At 69.8% G+C, this 22,971-nt stretch carries 21 protein-coding genes and 1 tRNA gene; 17 read left to right on the forward strand and 5 right to left on the reverse strand.

The annotated features are described in order from the left end of the window. Positions 1-5: 5 nt before the first annotated feature. Positions 6-551: a rhodanese-like domain-containing protein gene (locus tag JTN19_RS19845; RefSeq protein ID WP_206936273.1), complete on the forward strand. Its 546-nt coding sequence runs from the start codon at positions 6-8 to the stop codon at positions 549-551. Here JTN19_RS19845 and JTN19_RS19850 read toward each other — a convergent pair whose 3' ends face one another. Next, on the reverse strand, positions 552-1,439 hold the full coding sequence (locus JTN19_RS19850; protein WP_206936275.1) for a metal ABC transporter solute-binding protein, Zn/Mn family: 888 nt from the start codon (positions 1,437-1,439) through the stop codon (positions 552-554). Between the two features lie 57 nt (positions 1,440-1,496). Beyond that, positions 1,497-2,249 carry a hypothetical protein gene (locus JTN19_RS19855; RefSeq protein WP_206936277.1) on the reverse strand — a complete coding sequence of 251 codons (753 nt, stop codon included), beginning with the start codon at positions 2,247-2,249 and terminating at the stop codon, positions 1,497-1,499. A gap of 108 nt (positions 2,250-2,357) precedes the next feature. On the opposite strand from JTN19_RS19855, the gene pip reads away from it, so the two are divergent. Continuing rightward, positions 2,358-3,305, forward strand: coding sequence for a prolyl aminopeptidase (pip, locus tag JTN19_RS19860; RefSeq protein WP_206936279.1), 948 nt, complete (start codon positions 2,358-2,360; stop codon positions 3,303-3,305). A gap of 7 nt (positions 3,306-3,312) precedes the next feature. Here the strand turns inward: pip and JTN19_RS19865 are convergent, their stop codons facing one another. After that, positions 3,313-4,422 carry a DSD1 family PLP-dependent enzyme gene (locus JTN19_RS19865; RefSeq protein ID WP_206936281.1) on the reverse strand — a complete coding sequence of 370 codons (1,110 nt, stop codon included), beginning with the start codon at positions 4,420-4,422 and terminating at the stop codon, positions 3,313-3,315. Between the two features lie 34 nt (positions 4,423-4,456). Between JTN19_RS19865 and JTN19_RS19870 the strand changes: the two genes are divergently transcribed. Continuing rightward, complete coding sequence (locus tag JTN19_RS19870; protein ID WP_206936283.1) at positions 4,457-5,674, forward strand: flavin monoamine oxidase family protein; 1,218 nt, start codon at positions 4,457-4,459, stop codon at positions 5,672-5,674. Here the strand turns inward: JTN19_RS19870 and uvrA are convergent. Then, positions 5,671-8,589: an excinuclease ABC subunit UvrA gene (uvrA, locus tag JTN19_RS19875; RefSeq protein WP_206936286.1), complete on the reverse strand. Its 2,919-nt coding sequence runs from the start codon at positions 8,587-8,589 to the stop codon at positions 5,671-5,673. The two genes, JTN19_RS19870 and uvrA, sit on opposite strands and share 4 nt — an antisense overlap. Before the next feature lie 147 nt (positions 8,590-8,736). Between uvrA and ssb the strand changes: the two genes are divergently transcribed. The 7 genes from ssb (at position 8,737) to JTN19_RS19910 (ending at position 15,891) form a co-directional block, all read left to right on the forward strand. After that, a complete protein-coding gene (ssb, locus tag JTN19_RS19880; protein ID WP_206936288.1) occupies positions 8,737-9,258 on the forward strand; it encodes a single-stranded DNA-binding protein in 522 nt (173 codons plus the stop codon). Between the two features lie 66 nt (positions 9,259-9,324). Next, on the forward strand, positions 9,325-12,039 hold the full coding sequence (gene gyrA / locus JTN19_RS19885) for a DNA gyrase subunit A (RefSeq protein WP_206936299.1): 2,715 nt from the start codon (positions 9,325-9,327) through the stop codon (positions 12,037-12,039). Then, positions 12,032-12,544: a pantetheine-phosphate adenylyltransferase gene (gene coaD / locus JTN19_RS19890; RefSeq protein WP_206936302.1), complete on the forward strand. Its 513-nt coding sequence runs from the start codon at positions 12,032-12,034 to the stop codon at positions 12,542-12,544. The genes gyrA and coaD overlap by 8 nt, the downstream gene beginning before the upstream one ends. 74 nt (positions 12,545-12,618) lie before the next feature. Then, positions 12,619-13,155 (forward strand): peptidylprolyl isomerase, encoded by a 537-nt coding sequence (locus JTN19_RS19895; protein WP_242531313.1) that lies wholly within the window; start codon positions 12,619-12,621, stop codon positions 13,153-13,155. 56 nt (positions 13,156-13,211) lie between these two features. Continuing rightward, positions 13,212-13,286, forward strand: a tRNA-Lys gene (locus tag JTN19_RS19900). A 71-nt stretch (positions 13,287-13,357) separates the two neighbouring features. Further along, complete coding sequence (locus JTN19_RS19905; RefSeq protein ID WP_206936307.1) at positions 13,358-14,671, forward strand: DUF1800 domain-containing protein; 1,314 nt, start codon at positions 13,358-13,360, stop codon at positions 14,669-14,671. A 5-nt stretch (positions 14,672-14,676) separates the two neighbouring features. Further along, positions 14,677-15,891: a DUF1501 domain-containing protein gene (locus JTN19_RS19910; RefSeq protein ID WP_206936308.1), complete on the forward strand. Its 1,215-nt coding sequence runs from the start codon at positions 14,677-14,679 to the stop codon at positions 15,889-15,891. 36 nt (positions 15,892-15,927) lie between these two features. On the opposite strand, the gene JTN19_RS19915 is transcribed toward JTN19_RS19910, so the two are convergent. Beyond that, positions 15,928-16,416, reverse strand: coding sequence for a MarR family winged helix-turn-helix transcriptional regulator (locus JTN19_RS19915; protein ID WP_206936309.1), 489 nt, complete (start codon positions 16,414-16,416; stop codon positions 15,928-15,930). Positions 16,417-17,079: 663 nt separating this feature from the next. On the opposite strand from JTN19_RS19915, the gene JTN19_RS20290 reads away from it, so the two are divergent. The 7 genes from JTN19_RS20290 to JTN19_RS19950 all read left to right on the forward strand — a co-directional run. Continuing rightward, a complete protein-coding gene (locus tag JTN19_RS20290; RefSeq protein ID WP_242531314.1) occupies positions 17,080-17,562 on the forward strand; it encodes a hypothetical protein in 483 nt (160 codons plus the stop codon). 187 nt (positions 17,563-17,749) lie between these two features. Next, entirely contained in the window at positions 17,750-18,805 is a 1,056-nt protein-coding gene (gene rfbB, locus JTN19_RS19925; protein ID WP_206936311.1) for a dTDP-glucose 4,6-dehydratase, read from the forward strand. Beyond that, on the forward strand, positions 18,802-19,686 hold the full coding sequence (rfbA, locus tag JTN19_RS19930; protein ID WP_206936313.1) for a glucose-1-phosphate thymidylyltransferase RfbA: 885 nt from the start codon (positions 18,802-18,804) through the stop codon (positions 19,684-19,686). The genes rfbB and rfbA overlap by 4 nt, the downstream gene beginning before the upstream one ends. After that, entirely contained in the window at positions 19,683-20,249 is a 567-nt protein-coding gene (rfbC, locus tag JTN19_RS19935; protein ID WP_206936314.1) for a dTDP-4-dehydrorhamnose 3,5-epimerase, read from the forward strand. Before rfbA ends, rfbC begins: the two co-directional genes overlap by 4 nt. Then, positions 20,249-21,169 carry a dTDP-4-dehydrorhamnose reductase gene (gene rfbD / locus JTN19_RS19940; RefSeq protein ID WP_340643376.1) on the forward strand — a complete coding sequence of 307 codons (921 nt, stop codon included), beginning with the start codon at positions 20,249-20,251 and terminating at the stop codon, positions 21,167-21,169. The genes rfbC and rfbD overlap by 1 nt, the downstream gene beginning before the upstream one ends. Then, positions 21,088-22,230: a class I SAM-dependent methyltransferase gene (locus JTN19_RS20565; RefSeq protein WP_206936316.1), complete on the forward strand. Its 1,143-nt coding sequence runs from the start codon at positions 21,088-21,090 to the stop codon at positions 22,228-22,230. Before rfbD ends, JTN19_RS20565 begins: the two co-directional genes overlap by 82 nt. A gap of 10 nt (positions 22,231-22,240) precedes the next feature. After that, on the forward strand, positions 22,241-22,971 hold a 731-nt coding region (locus JTN19_RS19950; protein ID WP_206936318.1), incomplete at its 3' end, for a hypothetical protein.

Consider the following 22,971-nt stretch of genomic DNA (forward strand, 5'->3'; position numbering starts at 1 on the left):
ATGTGATGATGCAGCGCCGCCATCTTCTTCCCTTCGCCGCCGCGGCGGCGTTGGTTCCGCTCCCGGCCGCGGCCTGGTTCTGGCGGCGCGGCCTGCCCGACCCGGCCGACGCCACGACCAGCCTGGCGGATGTGGAGCGCGCGGTGAGCCGGCTGATCCCGGTGCCCGAGATCACGCCGCGCGAATTGGCGCCGCGCCTCGCCTCCATGGTGCTGTTCGACGTGCGCGAGGCGGAGGAATTCGCCCAAAGCCGCCTTCCCGGCGCCCATCGCCTGCCGCCAGACATGCCGGCCGAGGCCTTCCGCGCCGCCCATGCCGAGCGCGTGGCGGGGCGCGAGGTGGTGTTCTACTGCGCCGTCGGCTGGCGCTCCGGGCGGATGCTGGAGCGGGTGCAGGCGCTGATCGCCTCCGCGCGCCCGGCCGCGCTTCTGAACCTGCGCGGCGGGCTGTTCCGCTGGCGGGCGGAGGGGCTGCCCCTGGAAGGCGATGCCGAGGTCCACCCCTTCGACGCCCAGTGGGGGCGCCTGCTGCGGCGGACCCTGGAGCGCTGATCAGCCCGCCATCGCGCGCACCATCAGCCCCACATTGTGGCGCATCATCGCCTCATATGTCGCGGCCGGGCCATCGGCGGCCGAGAGCGCATCGGCGTAGAGCCGGCCCTGCACCGTCACCCCCGCCTCGCGCGCCAGGCGCTCCAGCGTGGCGGGATTGCTGATGTTCTCCACGAAGACCGCGGTGATGTTGTTCTCGCGGATCTGACGGATCAGCCGCGCCACCTGCTGGGCCGAGGGCTCGGTGTTGCCGATGCCCTGGGGGGCGAGGAAGCGCACGCCATAGGCCGCGCCGAAATAGGCGAAGGCGTCATGGCTGGTGACGACGACGCGCCGCGCCTCGGGCACCCGGGCGATCTCGGCGCGCACCCAATTGTCCAGCGCCTCCAGCCGCGCCACGGCCGCCTCGGCGCGTTCGCGGTAATGGGCGGCGCCATCGGCATCGGCGCGGGCCATGCCGGCCTCGATGTTGCGGATGTAGCGGGCGGCGAGGCGCGCATCCTGCCAGGCATGGGGGTCGTTGTGGCCGTGGTTGTGGCCGGGGCGCGGGGCCTCGCGCAGCAGCGTCAGGCCTTCCGTCGCCACCACCCGCGTGCCGCGGAAATTGGTGCTGCCCAGCAGGCGGTTGAACCAGTTGTCGAAGCCCGCCCCGTTGCGGATGGCGACATTGGCCGTCCGCACCGCCTCGGCGTGGGAGGGGCGGGTCTGGAAGTGATGCGCGTCCACATCGGGGCCGGCGATGACGCGCAGCTCGGCGCGGTCCCCCACCACCTGGTGCGTCAGGTCGCCCAGGATGGTGAAGGAGGCGGCGACCACGGGGCGGGACTGGGCCCGGAGCGCGGTGAAGGGCAGCAGGGCCGGCAGGGCCAGGAGAAGGCGGCGGTTCATCGGGCACCTCGCAGGATAGGTATGTTATAACCTATCTGGACGGGGTGCCGTCCCAGGTCAACGCCGGAACAGCCGGCGCAGCCAGCCGAACAGCCCGTCCCCGCGCGGCCGGTTGCGCTGGTGCGAGACATGCGGCCGGCGCGAGGGCGGCGGCAGGGCGGAGGCGACGCTGTGACGGGCCGCATCCTCGGCCTCGATCAGCCGCAATTCCAGGGCCAGCACCTGGGCCACCGCCTCGGGCGGGTCGTCCTGCAACAGGGCACGGGCGGTATGGGCGGCGTCTTCCCATTCCTCGGCGCGGCGCAGGGCGTCCACCACGCGCACGGTCTGCTCGGCATCCAGCGGCGGGCCGCTGCGCCACAGCGCCACCGCCTCCAGCCGCCAGCTGCGCGCGAGTTCGGGGCGGCCCAGGTCATCGGCGGTCCAGGCAGCCTGGAGCGTCGCCTCGGCGGCCGCGTGCAGCGCGCCCGTCTCCTCCAGCACCAGCGCCCAGGCCAGGAAGCGCCGCGCCAGCGGCGGGTGGGAGGCATCATTCAGCAAGGCACGGTAATTGGCCCCGCCCACCGCCTGGGCCGCGGCCGGATGCGCCTGGGTGATGTCGGGCGCGGAGTATCCGCAATGCGGGCATTGCTGCAGCCAGCGGCCCATGGTGGCGCGCAGCGGCTGCCCCGGCCGCAGGTCGAGGTCCGGCGCCTGCTCCGGCGCGGTGGCGCGGAACAAGGCCTGGCGGCTTTCGGTGCCGCAGACCGCGCACACGGCGCCCTGGGGTGCGGTGGACGCGGCGCTGGGGCCGGGTCGCGAAACTGGCATAATGTTAAACTAGGCAGTCCTGGGCCGAAGGCGAAGGGGGGAGAATGATGATCGGCGCGGATGGCCGAAGCCATTGCCCCGCGCGGCGCGGCGAAGGATAACTGCAAGATGCCCCGTGGCGACCTTTTCCCCGATATCGCGCCCTTCGAGACCGGCCTGCTGCCGCTCGGCGACGGGCATGTCATGTATTGGGAGCAGGTGGGCAATCCCCGCGGCCAGCCCGTGCTGTTCCTCCATGGCGGCCCCGGCGCCGGGGCGGGCGCGGTGCACCGCCGCTTCTTCGACCCCACGCATTGGCGCCTTGTGGTGTTCGACCAGCGCGGCGCCGGTCGTTCGCGCCCGTTGGGGGAACTCACCGCCAACACCACGCCGCATCTGGTCGAGGACATCGAGACGCTGCGGCGCTTCCTGGGGCTGGAACGCTGGCTGCTGTTCGGAGGCTCCTGGGGCTCCACCCTCGCCTTGGCCTATGCCCAGGCCCATCCGGAGCGCGTGACGGGCTGCGTGCTGCGCGGCGTCTTCCTGGGCCGGGACGAGGAGGTGGACTGGTTCCTGCACGGGCTGCGCCGCTTCTTCCCCGATGCCTGGTCCGCCTTCGTCGAGCACATCCCGCCCGAGGAACGGCATGACCTGCTGGAGGCCTATCTCCGCCGCCTGACCAGCCCCGACCCCGCGCTCCACCTGCCGGCCGCCCGCGCCTGGAGCCATTACGAGGGAAGCTGCTCCACCCTCCTGCCCTCGCCCGAGACGGTGGCCTCCTTCGCGCAGGACCGCACGGCGCTGGGGCTCGCGCGGATCGAGGCGCATTACTTCAAGCATCGGCTCTTCCTGCCCGAGGGCGGGTTGCTGGGCGGCATGCACCGCATCGCGCACATGCCCGCCGAGATCATCCAGGGGCGCTACGACATGGTCTGCCCGGCCGAGACGGCCTTCGACCTGGCCGCCGCCTGGCCGCGTGCCCGGCTGACCGTGGTGTCCGATGCCGGGCATTCCGCGCTGGAGCCCGGCATCCGCACGGCGCTGGTGGCGGCGGTGGAGAGGTTCCGCAGAAGGTAGGGCTGGCCTAGGCCATCCCCCCCCGTGCCGCGACGGGCCAGAGGCATTCCACCCTTCCCTTCCTGACCCCCACATACCAGTCGTAGCGGTCCACCGTCGGGTCGCAATGGCCGGGAACGAGGCGCAGCTTTTCCCCGAGCCGCGGACGCAGCGACGGGTCTTCCACCGTCAGCTTCCCGTGCTCGTCCGAGGCGCCGACATAGCGCACCCCTTCCCGCCCCCAGACCAGCGGATAGCCGCTGTCGGTCGGCATGGCCTTGTGGCCCGCGTCCAGCACGGCGATGTGCGGCGTGGCGGCACTCATCACCGTCGCCAGCACGAAGAGGGCGTGGCGGAAGGGCGGCGCATCTTCGTTGCGGGCATAGTCGGCGTCCATCAGCGCGTAGGAACCGGCCTGGAGTTCGGTGTAGACGCCGCTCGCCAACTCATGCGCGAAGGTGCCGGTGCCGGCGCCGCCCACCACGGGGCAGTCGAGGCCCTGCTGACGCAGTTGCTCCACCGTGCGCCGGGCTTCCTCGGCGGCCCCGCGGATCGCGGTGGCACGGCCCTCGGGCGTGCGGATGTGCTGGGCGCTGCCGTGATAGGCCTGGATGCCGCCGAAGCTCAGATGCCGGGACGCCGCGATGCGCTGGGCCAGCGCGACCGCGGGCGGGCCGGGTTGGACGCCGCAGCGCGCGGCACCCACGTCAATTTCCACCAGCACGGGAATGCGCACGCCGGCCGCCTCGGCCGCGGCTTCGATGGCGTCCACATGGGCGGGGTCGTCGGCGCAGATGGAGACGCGCGCGACCTTCGCCAGCGCCGCGAGCCGCGCGAGCTTGCGCGCGCCCACCACCTGGTTCGTCACCATCACATCGGGCACGCCGCCCCAGACCAGCGCCTCGGCCTCGGCCACCTTCTGCACGCACTGGCCGATGGCGCCGCGCGCCATCTGCATGCGGGCAATCACCGGAGATTTGTGCGTCTTGGCATGGGCCCGCAGCTTCACATTCGTGGGCGCCAGCAGTGCGGCCATGGTGTCCAGGTTGTGCTCGAAGGCGTCGAGGTCGAGCAGCAGGGCGGGCGTGTCCACCTCGTCCTCGCGCATGCCGGGTTCGGCGGGGGGTGGCTGCAGCATGGGCGTCCTCCGTGATCGCGGGCATGATGCGGGCATGTTGAACAGCGATCCAGAGGTGCTCATCATCGGCGCGGGTTGCGCCGGCATCGCGGCGGCGCGTGCGCTGCGCGCGGCGGGGCGAAGCTGCGTGGTGCTGGAGGCCTCGGGCCATCTGGGCGGGCGGGCGCGGACCTGCACGACGCTTGGCGTACCCTTCGACCATGGCGCCACCTGGCTGCACCAGGCGCACGAAAATCCGCTCACCGCGCATGTGGCCGAGCACATCGACCACGACACGGTGCGCGAGCGCCACCTGCATCTGGGCGACCGATTCGCCACACCCGAGGAGTTCCAGGACTACTGGCGCGCGCATGGGGCCTTCGAAGATGCGCTGGCGGCGGCACCCCTCACCCCCGACCGCCCCGTCACGGAAGCCGCGCCGCGGGGAGGCCGCTGGGACGCCACCATCGCGCATTGGCTGGGCAGCCAGATCAATGGCGCCGAGCTGGAACGCATCTCGCTGGAGGATTACGTCCGCACCGACCTGGACGGGCCCAACCTCCTGCCACGCGAGGGCGTGGGCGGGCTGGTGGCGCGGCTGGCCGAAGGGCTCGACATCCGCCTCCACCACCCCGTGCGCCATCTGCGCTGGGAAGGGCCGGGCGTGGTGGCGGAGGGTGAGTTCGGCACGCTGCGGGCCGCGCGCGCCATCGTCACCGTCTCGACCGGCGTGCTGGCCGGGGGCGGATTGCGCTTCACACCCGAATTGCCTCCAGCCACACGCGACGCCATCACGGGCCTGCCCATGGGGCTGCTGACGAAGTTCGCCTTCCGGCTGCGGCGCGATGTGGGCGTGGCGCCCTTCCACTCCGCGCGCCGCGCCGTGACGGCGGCCGCGCCCCAGCCCATGTCCTGGGTGTTCCGCCCTTTCGACGCACCGCTGGTCTTCAGCTTCGTGGGCGGCGCGCGCGCCTGGGCATTGCTGCGCGAGGGCGTGGCCGCCACCGAGGCCGCCGCCCGCGCCGACTTCGCCGCCATGTTCGGCAGCGACGACGCGCTGGGCGAGGCGCTGGTCACGCACTGGGGCGATGACCCTTTGTTCTTCGGCAGCTATAGCCATGCGCGACCGGGGCACCACGCCTCGCGCGCCGTACTGGCCACGCCGCTGGGCGAAGGGCGCCTCACCTTCGCGGGCGAGGCCACGCACAGCCGCTTCGCCGGCACCGTCGCCGGCGCCTGGCTGTCTGGCGAGGCGGCGGCGCGGGCGTCCTAGCCGGCGCGCTTGCGCTTCGGCTTCGCGGGCGGCGCGTGGCGCGCCAGGATGGGCTGAAGGAAGCGGCCCGTGTGGCTTTCGGGGTTGGCCGCGACCTCCTCCGGCGTGCCCTGGGCCACGATGCGCCCGCCGCCCTCGCCGCCCTCGGGCCCGAGGTCCAGCACCCAGTCGGCGGTCTTGATGACTTCCAGATTGTGCTCGATCACCACCACCGTGTTGCCGGTGGCCACCAGCTGGTGCAGCACCTCCAGCAGCTTGCGCACATCCTCGAAATGCAGGCCCGTGGTGGGCTCGTCCAGGATGTAGAGGGTGCGGCCCGTCGCGCGGCGGCTGAGTTCCTTGGCGAGCTTGATGCGCTGCGCCTCGCCGCCCGAGAGCGTGGTCGCCTGCTGGCCGAGATGGATGTAGCCCAGCCCCACCTCCTCCAGCATCCGCAGCTTCTCATGGATGGACGGCACGGCGGAGAAGAATTCGCGGCCCTCGGTCACCGTCATGTCCAGCACGTCGGCGATGGATTTGCCGCGGAACTTCACCTCCAGGGTTTCACGGTTGTAGCGCTTCCCTTTGCAGGTGTCGCAGGTGACGTAGACATCCGGCAAAAAGTGCATCTCGATCTTGATGACGCCGTCGCCCTGGCAGGCCTCGCAGCGGCCGCCCTTCACGTTGAAGCTGAAGCGGCCAGGCTTGTAGCCGCGCGAGCGTGAATCCGGCAGTTCCGCGAACCAGTCGCGGATCGGCGCGAAGAGCCCCGTATAGGTGGCGGGGTTGGAGCGGGGCGTGCGGCCGATGGGCGACTGGTCAATATCGATGACCTTGTCGATCAACTCGATGCCCTCGATGCGCTGATGCGGCGCGGGCACGACGGAGGCGCCCATCAGCCGGCGCGAGAGGCCGTTGAACAGCGTCTCGATCACCAGCGTGGACTTGCCCCCGCCCGAGACGCCGGCGATGGCGGTGAAGGTGCCCAGCGGGAATTCCGCCGTCACGTCCTTCAGGTTGTTGCCGGTGGCGCCCACCACGCGCAGCATGCGCTTGCGATCAATCGGCCGGCGCGTCGGCGGCATCGGGATTTCGCGGCGGCCGGAGAGATAGGCGCCGGTGACGGAGGTGGGGTGCGCCGCCACCTCCTCCGGCGTGCCCTGCGCCACCACGGTGCCGCCCGCCGCCCCCGCCCCGGGGCCGATATCCACAAGATGGTCGGCGGTGCGGATGGCGTCCTCGTCATGCTCCACCACGAGCACGGAATTGCCGAGGTCGCGCAGGCGCCGCAGCGTGACCAGAAGGCGCTCATTGTCGCGCTGGTGCAGGCCGATGGAGGGTTCGTCCAGCACATAGAGCACGCCGGTCAGCCCGGAACCGATCTGCGAGGCGAGGCGGATGCGCTGGCTCTCGCCGCCCGACAGCGTGGCCGAGGAGCGGGCGAGGGAGAGGTAGTCCAGCCCCACATCCACGAGGAATTGCAGCCGGTCCTCGATCTCACGGAGAATCCGGCGGGCGATTTCCTGGCGCTGCGGGGTAAGGGTCTCGTTCACCCCCGCGAACCATTCCCGCGCGCGGCGGATGGACAGCGCGCTCGCCTCGCCGATGTGGCAGCCGGCCACCTTCACCGCGAGCGATTGCGGCTTGAGGCGATGGCCGTTGCAGGCATGGCAGGGCTTCTGCGCCTGGTAACGCGAGAGGTCCTCGCGCACCCAGGGGTTGTCGGTCTCGCGGAAGCGGCGCTGGAGGTTCGCGATCACGCCCTCGAAGGGCTTGGCCACCTCATAGGCGCGCAGCCCGTCCTTGTAGCGCAGCGTCACCACCTCGCCGCCGGTGCCGTGCAGGATGGCCTGGCGCGCGGCCTCGGGCAGCCCCTCCCAGGCATGGTCCAGGTTGATCTTGAGGTGCTTGGCCAGCGAGGCCAGCGTCTGGTCGTAATAGGGGCTGGAGGCATTGCCGGCCCAGGGGGCGATGGCACCCTCGCGCAGGCTGGCGGCCTCGTTGGGCACGACCAGGGCCGGGTCGAAGAAGCTCTCGGTGCCGAGCCCGTCGCAGACCGGGCAGGCGCCCTGGGGCGAGTTGAAGCTGAACAGCCGCGGTTCGATTTCCTCGATGGAGAAGCCGCTGACCGGGCAGGCGAATTTTTGGCTGAACACGGTCCGTTCGGCGGTGTCGGCGTTCTCGGCATAGGCGATGCCATCGGCCAGCCCCAGCGCCGTCTCGAAACTGTCCGCGAGGCGCTGGGCGATTCCCTCGCGGACCACGATGCGGTCCACCACCACCTCGATGTCGTGCTTGAGCTTCTTGTCGAGCTTGGGCGCCTCGCTGATGAGGTGGAGCGCGCCATTGACCTTCACCCGCTCGAAGCCGCGGCGCTGGTACTCCGCCAATTCCTTCCGGTATTCACCCTTCTTGCCGCGAATCACGGGCGCCAGGATCAGCAGCCGCGTCCCCTCCGGCATGGCCAGCACCCGGTCCACCATCTGGGAGACGGTCTGCGCCTCGATGGGCAGGCCGGTGGCCGGGCTGTAAGGCACGCCCACCCGCGCCCAGAGCAGACGCATGTAGTCATGGATTTCCGTGACCGTGCCGACGGTGGAGCGCGGGTTGTGGCTGGTGGTCTTCTGCTCGATGGAGATGGCGGGGCTGAGGCCCTCGATCGAATCCACATCGGGCTTCTGCATCAGTTGCAGGAATTGCCGTGCGTAGGCGCTGAGCGATTCGACATAGCGCCGCTGCCCCTCGGCATAGATGGTGTCGAAGGCCAGCGAGGATTTGCCCGAGCCGGACAGCCCCGTCAGCACCACCAGCTTTCCGCGCGGCAGGTCAATGTCCAGCGACTTCAAATTGTGCTGCCGGGCGCCGCGGATGCGGATCAGGTCACTTCGGGCATCCCCGCGCGTGGCCGGGGTCTCGGGGGCGGCATCACGCGGCATGGGGCGAACTCCGGCGGGCAAGGGTCATCGGCCCATCCTAGGGGGTGGTTGTGACAGTTATGGACGCAGTGCGGCGACGCCCTCGGCTTGGCGGGAGAGCGCCGAAAAGGTAGGTTGTCCGACCCGATTGCAAGGAGCTTTCCCCCCATGGCCGGCGTGAACAAGGTGATCATCCTCGGCCGGCTCGGCAAGGACCCGGAAGTGCGGAACTTCCAGAATGGCGGCCGCGTGGTGAACCTGCGCCTCGCCACCTCCGAGCGCTACAAGGACCGTGACGGCAACATGCAGGAGCGCACCGAGTGGCACTCCGTCGCCATCTTCAACGAGAAGTTGGGCGAGATTGCCGAGCGCTACCTGAAGAAGGGCAGCGAGGTCTATATCGAAGGCCAGCTCGAAACCCGCAAATGGCAGGACCAGTCGGGCCAGGAGCGCTACACGACCGAGATCGTCCTGCGGAACTTCCGCGGTGAACTGACCCTTGTGGGCGGGCGCGGCGGCGGTGGCGGTGGCGGCGACATGGGCGAGGAGCGTTCCTATGGCGGCGGCGGCGACAGCCCCGCGCCCCAGCGTTCGGGCGGCTATGGCGGCGGCGGGCGTTCGGGCGGCGGGCAGCGCTCGGGCTGGGACGCGCCCAAGAAGGCCGACCTGGACGACGACATCCCCTTCTGACCCCCTGCCCCTCCCTCACCCTTTGCCGACTGACCCGGCGCGCCCCCGCGCCATGAGGATTGCGACTTGAGCGACACCGCCCCGGAAGACCCGTCTTCGGACATCGCGCCCATCGCCCTCGAGGAGGAGATGCGACGCTCCTATCTCGACTATGCGATGAGCGTCATCGTCAGCCGCGCGCTGCCCGATGTGCGCGACGGGCTGAAACCGGTGCACCGGCGCATCCTGTTCGCCATGGACGAGGCGGGCTACACGGCCGACAAGCCGCACCGCAAATCCGCCCGCGTCGTCGGCGACGTGATGGGCAAGTATCACCCGCACGGCGACAGCGCGATCTATGACGCCATGGTCCGCATGGCGCAGCCCTTCTCCATGCGCGTGCCGCTGGTGGATGGGCAGGGCAATTTCGGCTCCATGGACGGCGACCCGCCGGCGGCCATGCGCTACACGGAGGTGCGGCTGGCCAAGGCCGCCGCCGCCCTGCTGGAAGGGATTGACGAGGACACCGTCGATTTCGCGCCCAACTACGACGAGAGCGCGAATGAGCCGAAGGTGCTTCCCGCCGCCTTTCCCAACCTGCTGGTGAATGGCGCCGGCGGCATCGCGGTGGGCATGGCCACCAACATCCCGACCCACAACCCGACCGAGGTGATCGACGCCACCCTCAAGCTGATCGCGGAGCCCGCGACCACCTTGCAGGAACTCATGGAGATCATCCCGGGGCCGGACTTCCCCACGGGCGGCATCATCCTGGGCCGCGCCGGCATCCGCGCGGCCTTCGAGACGGGGCGCGGCTCCATCCCGCTGCGCGCCGTCTGCGACATCGAGGTGAAGGGGCCGCGCCAGGCCATCATCATCACCGAGATCCCCTACCAGGTGAACAAGGCGACGCTGGTGGAGCGCATCGCCGAGCTCGTCCGCTCCAAGCTGATCGAGGGCATCAGCGACCTGCGTGACGAGAGCGACCGTTCGGGGCTTCGCATCGTCATCGAGCTGAAGCGCGACGCGGTGGCGGAGATCGTGCTGAACACGCTCTACCGCATGACGCAGCTGCAGATCAGCTTCCCGGTGAACTTCCTGGCGCTGAATGGCGGCCGCCCGCAGCAGATGGGCATCCGCGACGCGCTGCTGGCCTTCATCGCCTTCCGCGAGGAGGTGATCTTGCGCCGCTCGCGCCATCGCCTGGCGAAGGCGCGGGAGCGGGCGCACAACCTGGTCGGCCTCGCCATCGCGGTGGCGAACATTGACGAGGTGATCCGCCTCATCCGCGAAAGCCCCGATGCGGCCGCGGCGCGCGTGGCGCTGATGGCGCGCGACTGGCCGGCGGCGGATGTGGCGCCGCTGGTGGCGCTGGTGCAGGACGAGGGAAACATCCTCTCCGACGAAGGCACCATGCGCCTGACGGAAGCCCAGGCGCGCGGCATCCTGGAACTGCGCCTGCAACGCCTGACGGGCCTCGAGCGCGCCAAGATCGAGGGCGAACTCCAGGAGGTCGGGGCCCGCATCGTGGAGCTGCTGGACATCCTGGGCAGCCGCCCCCGCCGCATGGAGGTGATGGCCGAGGAACTCACCGCCGTCCGCGCCACCCTCGCCTCCCCGCGCCTCACGCGCATCGAGGATATTGACGGCGAGATTGACGACGAGAGCCTGATCGCGCCCGCCTCCATGGTCGTGACGCTGACGCGCGACGGCTATGTGAAGCGCACCGCGCTCGACGTCTTCCGCGCGCAGCATCGCGGCGGGCGCGGCCGGAGTGCGGCCTCCACCCGCGCCGATGACGTGGTGGTGCGCAGCTTCGTGGCGCACACCCACCAATGGGTGATCTTCTTCACCAGCCGCGGCATCGCCTTCCGCGAGAAGGTCTGGCAGCTGCCCGAGGGCGGCACGGGCGGGCGCGGGCGTTCGCTGCGCCAGGTGCTGCAATTGCAGGAGGGCGAGAGCATCACCGCCGTCCTCCCCCTGCCGCAGGATGAAAGCCTCTGGGAGGCGCTGCACCTGGTCTTCGCGACCGAGGGCGGCGATGTCCGGCGCAACCGCCTGTCGGATTTCCGCAACATCCGCTCCTCCGGCCTGATCGCCATGAAGCTGGACGAGGGCGACCGGCTGATCGGCGTCGCCACCTGCCAGGAGGGCGATGACGTGCTGCTGGCCACGCGCCAGGGCAAGGCCATCCGCTTCGTGGCCGACACCGACACGCTGCGCGTCTTCGCGGGCCGCGATTCGACGGGCGTGCGGGGCATCCGCCTCGCGCCCGGCGATGGCGTGATCGCGCTGGTGGTGCTGCGCCATGTCGAAGCCAGCCCGGCCGAGCGTGAGGCCTACCTTCGCGCCCGCCGCCGCGCGGCCGGCGAGGAGATGGAGGCCGCGCCCGTCGCCGTGGAGGAGGCCGAGGCGTCGGAGGAGATCACCCTCTCGCCCGAGCGCATGGCCGAGATGGAGCAGGCGGAGCAATTCCTGCTCACCGTCACCGACCGCGGCTTCGGCAAGCGCAGCAGCGCCTATGAGTATCGCGTGACGGGCCGTGGCGGGCAGGGCATCGCCAACCTCACCCTGTCGGCGCGCACCGGCTCCGCGGTGGTGGCCAATTTCGTCACCCATCCGGGCGACCACATCATGCTGATGACCGATGGCGGCCAGGCCATCCGTTTCGCGGCCGAGCAGGTCCGCAAGACGGGCCGGCAGTCGCAGGGCGTCATGCTGCAAAGGCTGGATGAGGGCGAGCGGGTGACAAGCTGCTTCCCCGTCCTGGAAGAAGTCGAGGAAACGCAAGAAGATGGTTGAGCGTACCGCCCTGTATCCGGGCACTTTCGACCCCGTCACCAATGGCCACCTGGACGTGATCGGCCGTGCCGCGCGGCTGGTGGACAAGCTGGTGGTGGGTGTGGCGATGAACGCCGGCAAGGGCCCCCTCTTCCCCCTGGAGGAGCGGGCCGAGCTGGTCCGCGCCGAGACCGACGCCATCGCCGCGCGCACCGGGTGCAACATCCAGGTCGTGCCCTTCACGGGCCTCCTTGTGCATTTCGCGCGCGAGGTGGGGGCGCAGATGATCGTGCGCGGGCTGCGCGCCGTCACCGATTTCGACTATGAGTTCCAGATGGCCGGGATGAATGCCCGTCTCGATCACGAGATCGAGACGGTCTATCTGATGGCCAGCGAGCGGAACCACTTCATCTCCTCGCGCTTCGTGAAGGAGATCGCGCAGCTGGGCGGTGACATCCAAAGCTTCGTCCCCCCGCTCACGCTCGAACGCACCCTCGCCCGCACCCGCCAGAAGGCGGGCGCCTGACCCCGAACAGGAGGCCCGACATGCAACGCCGCGCCCTTCTCACCGCCACCACACTTCTCGCCGCAGGAGCGATCATGACCGAGACGAACGAAGCCGAGGCCCAGACGCCCGCGCAGGACCCCGAGAACACGCTGCGGATGACGCTGAAGGACAACGGCCTCGTCACCATCCAGCTCCGCCCGGACCTGGCCCCGCTGCATGTCGAGCGCATCAAGACGCTGACCCGCCAGGGCCTCTATGACGGCACGCCCTTCCACCGCGTGATCGAGGGCTTCATGGCCCAGGGCGGCGACCCCACGGGCACCGGCACGGGCGGCTTCCGCGACCGCGGCTTCGCCGATCTTCCGGCCGAATTCGTGCCGCCCTCGCGCGCGCGCTTCCTGCGCGGCACCTGCGGCATGGCCCGCTCGCAGAACCCCAACAGCGCGAACAGCCAGTTCTTCATCATGTTCGCGCCGGGCAGCTTCCTCGATGGCCAGTACACCATCTGGGGCCAGGTGACGGCGGGCATGGAGCATGTGGATCGTATCACCCGCGGCGCCGGCCAGTCTGGCCAGGTCCGGAACCCGGACCGGCTGATCCGCATGCAGGTGGTGGCTGACATCACCTGAACCCACTCGGGTTGACTTGCCGCGCGGGGTGGCGTTTTTCCGCCCCGCGCGCCTGCGAACCGGTAGCTCAGTGGTAGAGCATTCGACTTTTAATCGAATGGCCGTGGGTTCGAATCCCACCCGGTTCACCAGCGGCGATGCGTGACACTCCGTCACCAATTCTCATCTGCTGCGTCACCGCCGGCGGTGATAACATGGCTTCATGGCCATTTCCCTGTCCCTGACACGCTTTGGTCTTCTCGGCCCGCCCGGCGGCCAGCCGCCCGGGGATGGCCGCGACGCGGTGCTCGCGCAACTGCGCCAGCCCACGCTGATCCCACCCGGCCACGGCATGCCGGACCTCGCCGAAGGGCTGCGCCTTCACCGTGCCCGGGCCATGGAGGTGGTGGCCGCGCGACGCGAAAGGCGCCGCCCCGAATTCGTCCATCAGCAGGAGATCAGCCGCGCCGAGGCGGAGTTCCGCGTGTCTTGGGCCATCGCCAGCACGCTGCCGCTGCATGAGCGGCTTTCCCTGCATTGGGGCAATCATTTCACCGTCGCGGCGCAGCAGAGCACGAGCTACCTCTCGGGCGACATGGACCGCGCGGCCATTCGCCCGCACATGCTGGGCCGATTCCGCGACCTGCTGCGCGCCTGCACCACCCATCCGGCGATGCTGAACTATCTCGGCAATGACCGGTCCATCGGCCCGAACTCGCCCTTGGGCCGGCGTTCGCGGCGCGGGCTGAACGAGAACCTGGCGCGTGAGCTGCTGGAACTGCACACCCTTGGCGTGGATGGCGGCTACACCCAGGAGGATGTGGTCGAGACCGCGAAGCTCCTGACAGGCTGGACGATTCCGGAGCCCGGCCCGAACGGGACCGATATCGCCTTCCTCGCGGATCGGCATGAGCCCGGCCCCCGCACCATCCTGGGCAAGCGCTACCCCGAGGGGGGCGAGGAGCAGCTCCTGGCCCTGCTCGAGGACCTGGCGCGGCATCCTTCCACCGCGCGGCACGTCACACGCCGCCTCGTGCGGCACTTCCTGGGCGACACCGCCCCGCCGGAGGTGGCGCCCGCGCTCGCGCGCGTGTTCCAGGCCACGGATGGCGACCTGCGCGCAGTGATGGAAGCCCTGGTGACGCACCCCGCGAGCCTGTCGCTTCCGCCCGCCAAGCTGCGTCCCCCCGTGGAACTCGTCATCAGCGTCGCGCGGATGATGGGGGGGCGTCCCGCGCGGCCCATGCTGTTCACCACTCTGCGCGCGCTGGGCCAGCCGTGGATGGGCGCGCCCTCCCCCGCCGGATGGCCGGAGGAGGACCAGGCCTGGGCCTCGCCCGACGCGGTGAAGTCGCGGCTGGACTGGGCGCTGCAGATCGCCGGGCAGCGGGAGGCGCGCTTCGATGCGCGCGAGGTGGCCGAGGCGGTGTTCGGCGCCGGCCTCTCCGCAGAAACCCGCCGTGCGCTGCAACGCGCGGCGAATGGGGGCCAGGCCGTCGCCCTGCTGGCCATGAGCCCCGAAGTGCAGAGGAGATAGACCCCATGCGCCACCTGATCGGTCGCCGCGGCGCCCTGGCCGGACTGGGCAGCCTCTTCGCCTGGAGCTACGCGCCGCGGATCTCCTCCGCCGCCGGCGCGCGTGACCCGCGCCTGCTGGTGGTGGTGCTGCGCGGCGGGCTGGATGGCCTCTCGGCCGTCGTCCCCCTCGGGGACCCGGCCTATGCGGAGCGGCGCACGGGCAGCGAGATGGCGCAGGCGGGTGCCACCCTGCCGCTGGACAATATGTTCGGGCTGAACCGGAACATGCCCGCCCTGGCGGAGATGTACCGCGCGCGCGAGGCGCTGATTCTCCACGCGGTGGCGACGCCCTACCGGGAACGCTCCCATTTCGACGCACAGGATCTGCTGGAGAGCGGGTTCCCGAGCCTGGTGCGCGGCGAACGAACGGGCTGGCTCAACCGCACCCTGCAGCAGCTGCCGCGCGGAGAGCGCCTGCCGCCCCCGCGGGGCCTGGCCATCTCGCCCATGGTGCCCTTGATCATGAGCGGGGCCGCGCCGGTCGAGACGTGGCAGCGGCAGACCTTCCGCTACGCCGATGACGATACGATCGCCCGGCTTCTCGACCTCTACGAGGCACGCGACCCGGTCCTGGCCGAGGCGCTGCGGCGCGGCGCGGCGCTGGACGGCGTGATGCAGGCCGACCCCGAGGCCATGGGCGCGCCGGCGGCGCGCCAGGCGGGCCTGCCGGATTTCACAACCGACGCCGCGGCGGCGGCGCGCATCATGGCGCGCCCCGATGGTCCGCGCGTCGCCGCTATCAGCTATGGCGGCTGGGACACCCATAACAACCAGGGGCCGGTGCAAGGCCAGTTGGGCCGCGGGCTCGCGGCGCTGGACGCGGCGCTGGGCGCCTTGCGCGCCGGCCTGCTTCCGGTCTGGCGGGACACGGTGGTGGCGGTGGTGACGGAATTCGGCCGGACGGTGCGCGTGAACGGGTCACTCGGGACGGACCACGGTGTAGGGACGGTGGCGCTGCTGCTCGGCGGGGCGGTGCGGGGCGGCAGGGTGCTGGCGGACTGGCCCGGCCTGGCCGAGCACCAGCTCTACGAGCGGCGCGACCTGATGCCGACCACCGACCTGCGTGCCGTGATGAAGGGGATGCTGGCCGAGCATCTCGGCCTCGAGCCGCGGCTTCTGGGCCGCGACACCTTCCCCGGCAGCGAGGCCCTTCGGCCATTGCAGGGGCTGGTAGGGTAGTGCGCGGGCGGCAAGGCGCCGCCCGCGCGTAGGCTTTCAGTCCTCGTCGCCCTCGGCGGCTTCGCTCGCCTTGGCGGGAGCGCTGAGCTTCGCCATGCGGCGGGTCATCGCGGCGATGCGGGGAACCGCGCGCCAATTGGCCTCGGGCAGCTGGGCGGCAAGGGCGGCGATGTCCTCGCGCACGGCGGCCAGGGCATTGCGGCCCGTCTCGGTCGGCGTGTAGGTGCGGCCCTTCCCGCTGGCAGCGCGGCCTTCCTCGATGAGGCCGGCGGTCTTGAGATCGCGCACGGCCGGACCGGCGCCACCCTTCGGAAGGCCGGCATTGCGCGCGAGGCGCCCCGCCGCGTTGCCAGGCTCGGCCGCCGCGGCGGCCAGGACGGCGAAGCTGGACACCGTCAGGCCATGCGCGGTCATCAACGGCGAGGCGTTGACGAGACCGGTCCAGCGATGTGCGAGGAGGGTGAAGGTTTCGAAGGCTTCGGCCGGGTTGACCGGAGGCTTCGCAGTTTGTTCGGCTTCGGACATATGATGTCTCCTGAGTGTACGGTTTTGTTTTCCGGCACCTTGCGGGGGCCGGAACGCCAGGGCTGACCGACGGCAGCCATGACACGCGCCTTCTATGCGTAGTTCCTGCGCGGCACAAGCGGCATATCGCCCATAGGCAAGGCAAGGAATGGCGCTGGTCCGGGCTGGATGGCGCGCGCCGGCCTTTACCCATGATGGGCGCCCCGTATACTTGTCGTATCCAAACTGGTGGGGAGTCGCCATGTTGCCTTGCAATCGCGATACTCCCCCGCCCCGCCATGGGCAGAAAGGAGCGACGTTCCGGTCCAATTGCACTTTGGTCAATTGTATTTCCCGCGCCGGCGCCCGCAGAGGAGAAAGCCGATGAATCAGACCCAGATTATCCGGCCCACGCCGCCGGGCGCCTCGTCACCGATTTTTTTCTTCCTTCATGTGCCGAAGACAGGAGGCGCTTCGCTTCGTCAGTCATTAGGACGCATGTTTTATCCTCATTTCGTCATATACACGAAAGGTGAGGATCTGAAGAAGAACAGGCTCAATCTTCAAAAGTGGAATGGTCCGGATTTCTACCGGAATTACTCCTTGATTGGCGGACACATCCCGCGGGTCCATCCCATCGTGAATCCGACCAAGACGGCACGGCCGCGTGTGTACATCTCCCTGATGCGCGACCCGGTGAAGCGGGTGGTGTCCTTCTATGACTATGTGCGCCGCAGGCCCGCGCATGTCTTCCGCGACTACCTGATGGACAAGACCCTGCTCGAGGCCTTCACCGAACCCTCGCCCTTCCGGCAGCGGTGCATCCAGGAACAGCTGCAATACGTCTTCGGCACCAGCGACGAGGCGGAGGCGGAGCGGATGCTCCAGGAGGACAACCACATCCTGGCCCCGATCGAGAAGATGGAGGAGTTCGTGGACGCGGTGGCCGCCGTGTCGGGCCGGCCCCGCCCGCCAAGGCTGCCGCCCCGGAATGTCGCGAAGGAGGCCGCCACCGGCGGCGTCCCGATGGCGCACGAGCAGCCTGGCTATGAGGAGGCGCTGGCGGCCATCGCCGAGGCCAATGCACCGGAGCTGCGCTTCATGGAACGCCACCTCAAGAATGTGCTCGTCACCGGCAAGGCCATCACCGCCCCCGTCGCGGCGTGAGGCGTGGCGATAACCTGTCCGCCGCCTCCCCGCGCGGCCACCGCGCGCGCGCGGCGCATGGCCGGATGGAACAGGGCATGGCCATGAACCCGCCTGCTCCGCGGGGGCGGCCGGGCACCCGCCGAGCCGTACTTGCCTTCGTGCATGCCAAATGCAAGTTTCCGCGCGACATTCTGGCAGGTGCTTCGTGACAATTCTCCTCACAGGCGGGTTTGGCTTCATCGGCTCCGCCGTTGTGCGCCACCTTCTCGCCACCACCGGCGAGACCGTGGTCAATCTCGACAAGATGACCTACGCGGCGAGCCCCGCGTCCCTCGCGATGCACGCACACGACGCTCGGCACATCCACGTGAAAGCCGATATCTGCGATGCCGAGGCGGTGCGCGCCGCCTTCGCCGCGCACAAGCCCACGCGGGTGATGCACCTGGCCGCGGAAAGCCATGTGGACCGCTCCATCGATGGTCCGGCCGAGTTCATCCAGACCAACATCGTTGGCACGCAGGTGCTGCTGGAGGCGGCGCGTGCCCATTGGATGACGCTGGACGAGGCGGGACGCGCGGCCTTCCGCTTCCACCATGTCTCCACCGACGAGGTCTTCGGCAGCCTCTATCCCGGCGACGCGCCCTTCACGCCCGAGACGCCCTATGACCCGCGCAGCCCCTACAGCGCGTCCAAGGCGGCCTCGGACCACCTGGTGCGCGCCTGGCGCCACACCTATGGGCTGCCGACCTTCGTCTCGAACACCACGAACAACTACGGCCCCTGGCAATTCCCCGAGAAGCTGATCCCGCTGGTCACGTTGAACGCGCTGGAGGGCAAGCCCCTTCCCGTCTATGGCGAGGGCAGCAACATCCGCGACTGGCTGCATGTCGAGGACCATGCCGAGGCGCTGGTCCTCGCCCTCTTCCGCGGCGAACCAGGCGCCACCTACTGCATCGGCCCGCGGCAGGAGCGCACGAACCTCGAAGTGGTGAAGGCCATCTGCGCCACACTGGACCGGCTGCGCCCCGACCCCGCCGGCCCGCGCGAGCGCCTGATCACCTTCGTGCGTGACCGGCCCGGCCATGACTTCCGCTATGCCATGGACCCTTCGGGCGCCGAGGCCGCGCTCGGCTGGAAGCCGCGCTTCGACTTCGAGAGCGGGCTCGAGCACACCATCCGCTGGTATCTGGACAACGAGGCCTGGTGGGGGCCCATCCGCGCGGGCGCCTATGCCGGGCAGCGCCTGGGAGTGAAGGCATGAAGGGCATCATCCTCGCGGGCGGCTCCGGCACGCGCCTGCACCCCATGACGCTGGCGGCGTCCAAGCAGTTGCTGCCTGTGTATGACAAGCCCATGGTCTACTACCCGCTGGGCACGCTGATGCTGGCGGGCATCCGTGACATCCTGGTGATCTCGACGCCGCAGGACCTGCCCGCCTTCCGCCGCCTGCTGGGCGATGGCAGCGATTTCGGCATCACGCTGTCCTACGCCGAACAGCCCTCGCCCGATGGCCTCGCCCAGGCCTTCCTGATCGGGGAGGAGTTCATCGCGGGCGAGGCCTGCGCCTTGGCGCTGGGCGACAACATTATCTACGGTGAGGGGCTGACCGACCTGCTGCTGGCGGCCCGCCGCCACGCGGCCGAGGGCGATGCGACGGTGTTCGGCTATCGCGTGGCCGACCCCGAGCGCTATGGCGTCGCCGAGTTCGACGCCAAGGGCCGCGTCCTCTCCATCGAGGAGAAGCCCAAGGCCCCGAAATCCGACTGGGCCGTGATCGGACTCTATTTCTACGACAAGCGCGTGGTCGAGATGGCCAAGCAGGTCCGCCCCTCCCCGCGCGGCGAGCTGGAGATCACGGACCTGAACCTGCTCTACATGGAGGCGGGCGCGCTGCGTGCGGAGCAGCTGGGCCGCGGCTGCGCCTGGCTGGATGCGGGAACCCCCGCGAGCCTGCTGCAGGCCGCGACCTTCGTGCAGACGGTGCAAGAGCGGCAAGGCCTCTTCGTCTCGGCGCCGGAGGAGATCGCCTTCCGCCGCGGCTTCCTGACCGCCGACCAGCTGCGGGAGCGGGGTGAGCGCCTGGGCAAGACCGCCTATGGCCGCTACCTGGTGGACGTGGCGAACGGGCTGCACGACGAATGAAGGTCACACCCCAAGCCATCCCCGAGGTCCTGCTGATCGAGCCGCGGCGCTTCGGCGACGCGCGGGGCTTCTTCAGCGAGGTGTGGAAGCGCAGCGCGCTGGCCGCCGCCGGGCTCGACGTGGATTTCGTGCAGGACAACCATTCGCTCTCCGCCGCGGTGGGCGTGGTGCGCGGCCTGCACTTCCAGCGCCCGCCGACGGCGCAGGGCAAGCTGGTGCGCGTGGTGCGCGGCCGCATCCTGGACGTGGCGGTGGACATCCGCGAGGGCAGCCCGACCTATGGCCGCCACGTGGCGGTGGAGCTTTCCGCCGAGAACTGGGCGCAGCTCTGGGTGCCGCGGGGCTTCGCGCACGGGTTCATGACGCTCGAGCCGGACACCGAGGTCCTCTACAAGGTGGACCAGGAATACGACCCGGCGACCGATGGCGGCATTTCCTGGAACGACCCAGCCTTGGGCATCGCCTGGCCCGTGCCGCCGGAGGGCGCCGTCGTGTCGGAAAAGGATGGCCGCGCGCCGCGCCTCGCCGATGTCGGGGTCATCTTTCCGAGGGGGAGCTGGTGATGCGACGCATCCTCGTCACGGGCAAGGGCGGGCAGCTGGCCACGGGGCTCGCCCAGAGCCTGCCGGAAGCGGGCTTCGAGGCAGAGCTGGTGGGCCAGCCGGAGTTCGAATTCGACCAGCCGGCGACGGTCGAGGCCGCCTTTGCCGCCATCCGGCCGGACGCGGTGGTGAACTGCGCCGCCTGGACCGCGGTGGACGCGGCCGAGGACGACGAGGCGGCGGCGTTCCGCGCCAATGCCCTGGGCCCTGCCCTGCTGGGGCGACTGACGGCCGAGGCGGGCATCCCGCTGGTGCAGATCAGCACCGACTATGTCTATGACGGCGGCAAGCCGTCCCTCTACACCGAGGCGGATGCCCCCAACCCCGTCGGCGCCTATGGCCGCACCAAGCTCGCGGGCGAATGGGCGGCGCGCGCGGCGAACCCGCGCACCATCGTGCTGCGCACCGCCTGGGTCTACAGCCCGGTGGGTAAGAATTTCGTAAAGACCATGCTGGCCGTGGGGGCCACCCGCCCGGAATTGCGGGTGGTGGCGGACCAGCTGGGCAACCCGACCTCGGCCCTCGACCTGGCCGATGCCATCGCCGTGGTGCTGGCCCGCCTGCGCGAGACCGGCTGGCGGGACGATTATGCCGGCGTGTTCCATGCCACCGCGCCCGACAGCGTGTCCTGGCACGGCTTCGCGGAGGCCATTTTCGCCCTGGCCGGGGCGTCCGGCGGGCCATCGCCGCGGGTGCACGCCATCACCACCGCCGAGTATCCGACCAAGGCCGCGCGTCCCGCCAATTCCCGGCTGGATGTGACACGCCTGGAAGCCACCTTCGGCGCACGGCTTCCCGCGTGGCGCGATGGCCTCGTCCGGGTCATGGATGCCATCCAGGCCATGCACACCGAGGACACGAGGCGAGGAACACAGGCGTGACATCCTGGTCGCATGACAAGGCCGAGCCCTTCGTCCTCGCGCTTTTCGCGCATGTGGCCCGAAACGATGCGCCCAAGCCCGAATGGGTGCAGGCTTGGACCGAACGGGCGCTGAGGCTGGGGTCCGCCGAGGCCACATTCCTCGCCTTCATCGAAACCCCCGGACACCAGAAGCGCATCGAGGATGACCGTGATGCGCGGACGCGATGGCCGGCGGGCCATGCCTATTCGCCCATCCCGAGCCGGCGCGAACTGGAAAGGGATGCCCCGCGTCTCTTCGCCCCGCGCGCCCTGCCCGGCGTGGACCTCCGGGCCGAGGAACAGCTTCGCCTTCTCGCGGCCCTCGCCCCGTTCTTCGCCACGATTCCCTTCCCCGACACCCACACACCGCCCTTTCGCTACTTCTTCAAGAACAGCGGCTATGGCTTTGGGGACGCCCTCATCTACTGGGCCATGCTGAACCACCTGCGGCCCGCCCGCATCCTGGAGATTGGCGGCGGCTTCGCCTCTGCGCTGGCGCTGGACACGATCGCGCGGCTGAACCTGGAGACGACCTGCACCTTCGTCACCCCAGATCCCGACGCGGCCCAGCAGGCCATCGGCCCGCTCGACCCCGCGCACCGCCTCATCAAGAGCCGGGCGCAGGACCTGGATCCCGCACAGTTCGAGAAGCTCGAGGCGGGCGACCTCCTGTTCATCAACAGCACGCACGTCCTCAAGGCCGGCAGCGACGTGCATTTCCTGCTGACGGAGGCGCTGCCGCGCCTTCGTCCGGGTGTCTTCGTGCATTTTCAGGAGATATTCGCGCCGTTCGAATATCCGCGCAGCTGGGTCATTGACCGCGGCCACGGATGGAACGAGGCCTATGCGCTCCATCTGTTCCTTCAATACAATGCCGAATTCCAGATTGAATTCTTCAACCATTACATCGGGACGGAACTTGCCGGGGCGGTGACCGCGTCGGGGACGCCGCAGATGGACAGGTTCCTGCTCAACCCGGGAGGGGGGCTGTGGCTCAGCCGCCGCTCAACGGCTCCCGTGGACCACACCGTCTTTTCCTGAGGACATCCGGATGCGTGCCTTCCTCCATATCGGTGCGGGCAAGACCGGCACCTCCAGCATACAAGCCGCCCTCGCCCGCCATCGGGAGGTGCTCCATGAGGCGGGGCTCCACTATCCCCATGGCGACAAGGGGCAGGACCTCCGCTCGGCGGCCGGGGGCATCAGTTCGGGCAACGGGACGCTGCTGGCCCGATACCTGTTCCCCAACCGTAGCGCGCGTGCCTTCTCCAGGGAGGAATTGGAAGCCTGGCTGGACCGGGCTGTCGCGGACGCCGATGGCCGCGATATCGTCATCTCGAACGAGATGCTGCAATCCATCCGCCAGCCGCAGCTTCAGGAGTTGAAGGAGCTGCTGTCCGCTCGCGGCGTCGAGACGCACATCATCTTCTACATGCGGCACGTGCTGGACTGGAAGCTCTCGGCCTTCGCCCAGCATGTGAAGGTGGGCGGGCTGATGAGGTTTCCACAGGAGGAGCGCACCCCGGATGGCTACATCGCGAGCACGACCTGCGCGTGGCCCCGGCAGCTCGGCATGATCGCGGACACGATCGGCCGGGACCGCATGATCTGCCGCCTTTACGACGCGGAGCGGACGAACCTGGCGGCGAGGTTCCTGGACGGCATCCGCCCTGGGTTGAGCGCGGCCGTGGGGACGCAGGTTTCCCAAATTTCCATCAACCGCTCGCCCAACCTTGCGGAATTCGCCCTCTTCGCCGCCGCCAACGACCAGCCCGACGCCAG

Source organism: Roseococcus thiosulfatophilus, from assembly GCF_017311575.1.
GTDB lineage: Bacteria > Pseudomonadota > Alphaproteobacteria > Acetobacterales > Acetobacteraceae > Roseococcus > Roseococcus thiosulfatophilus.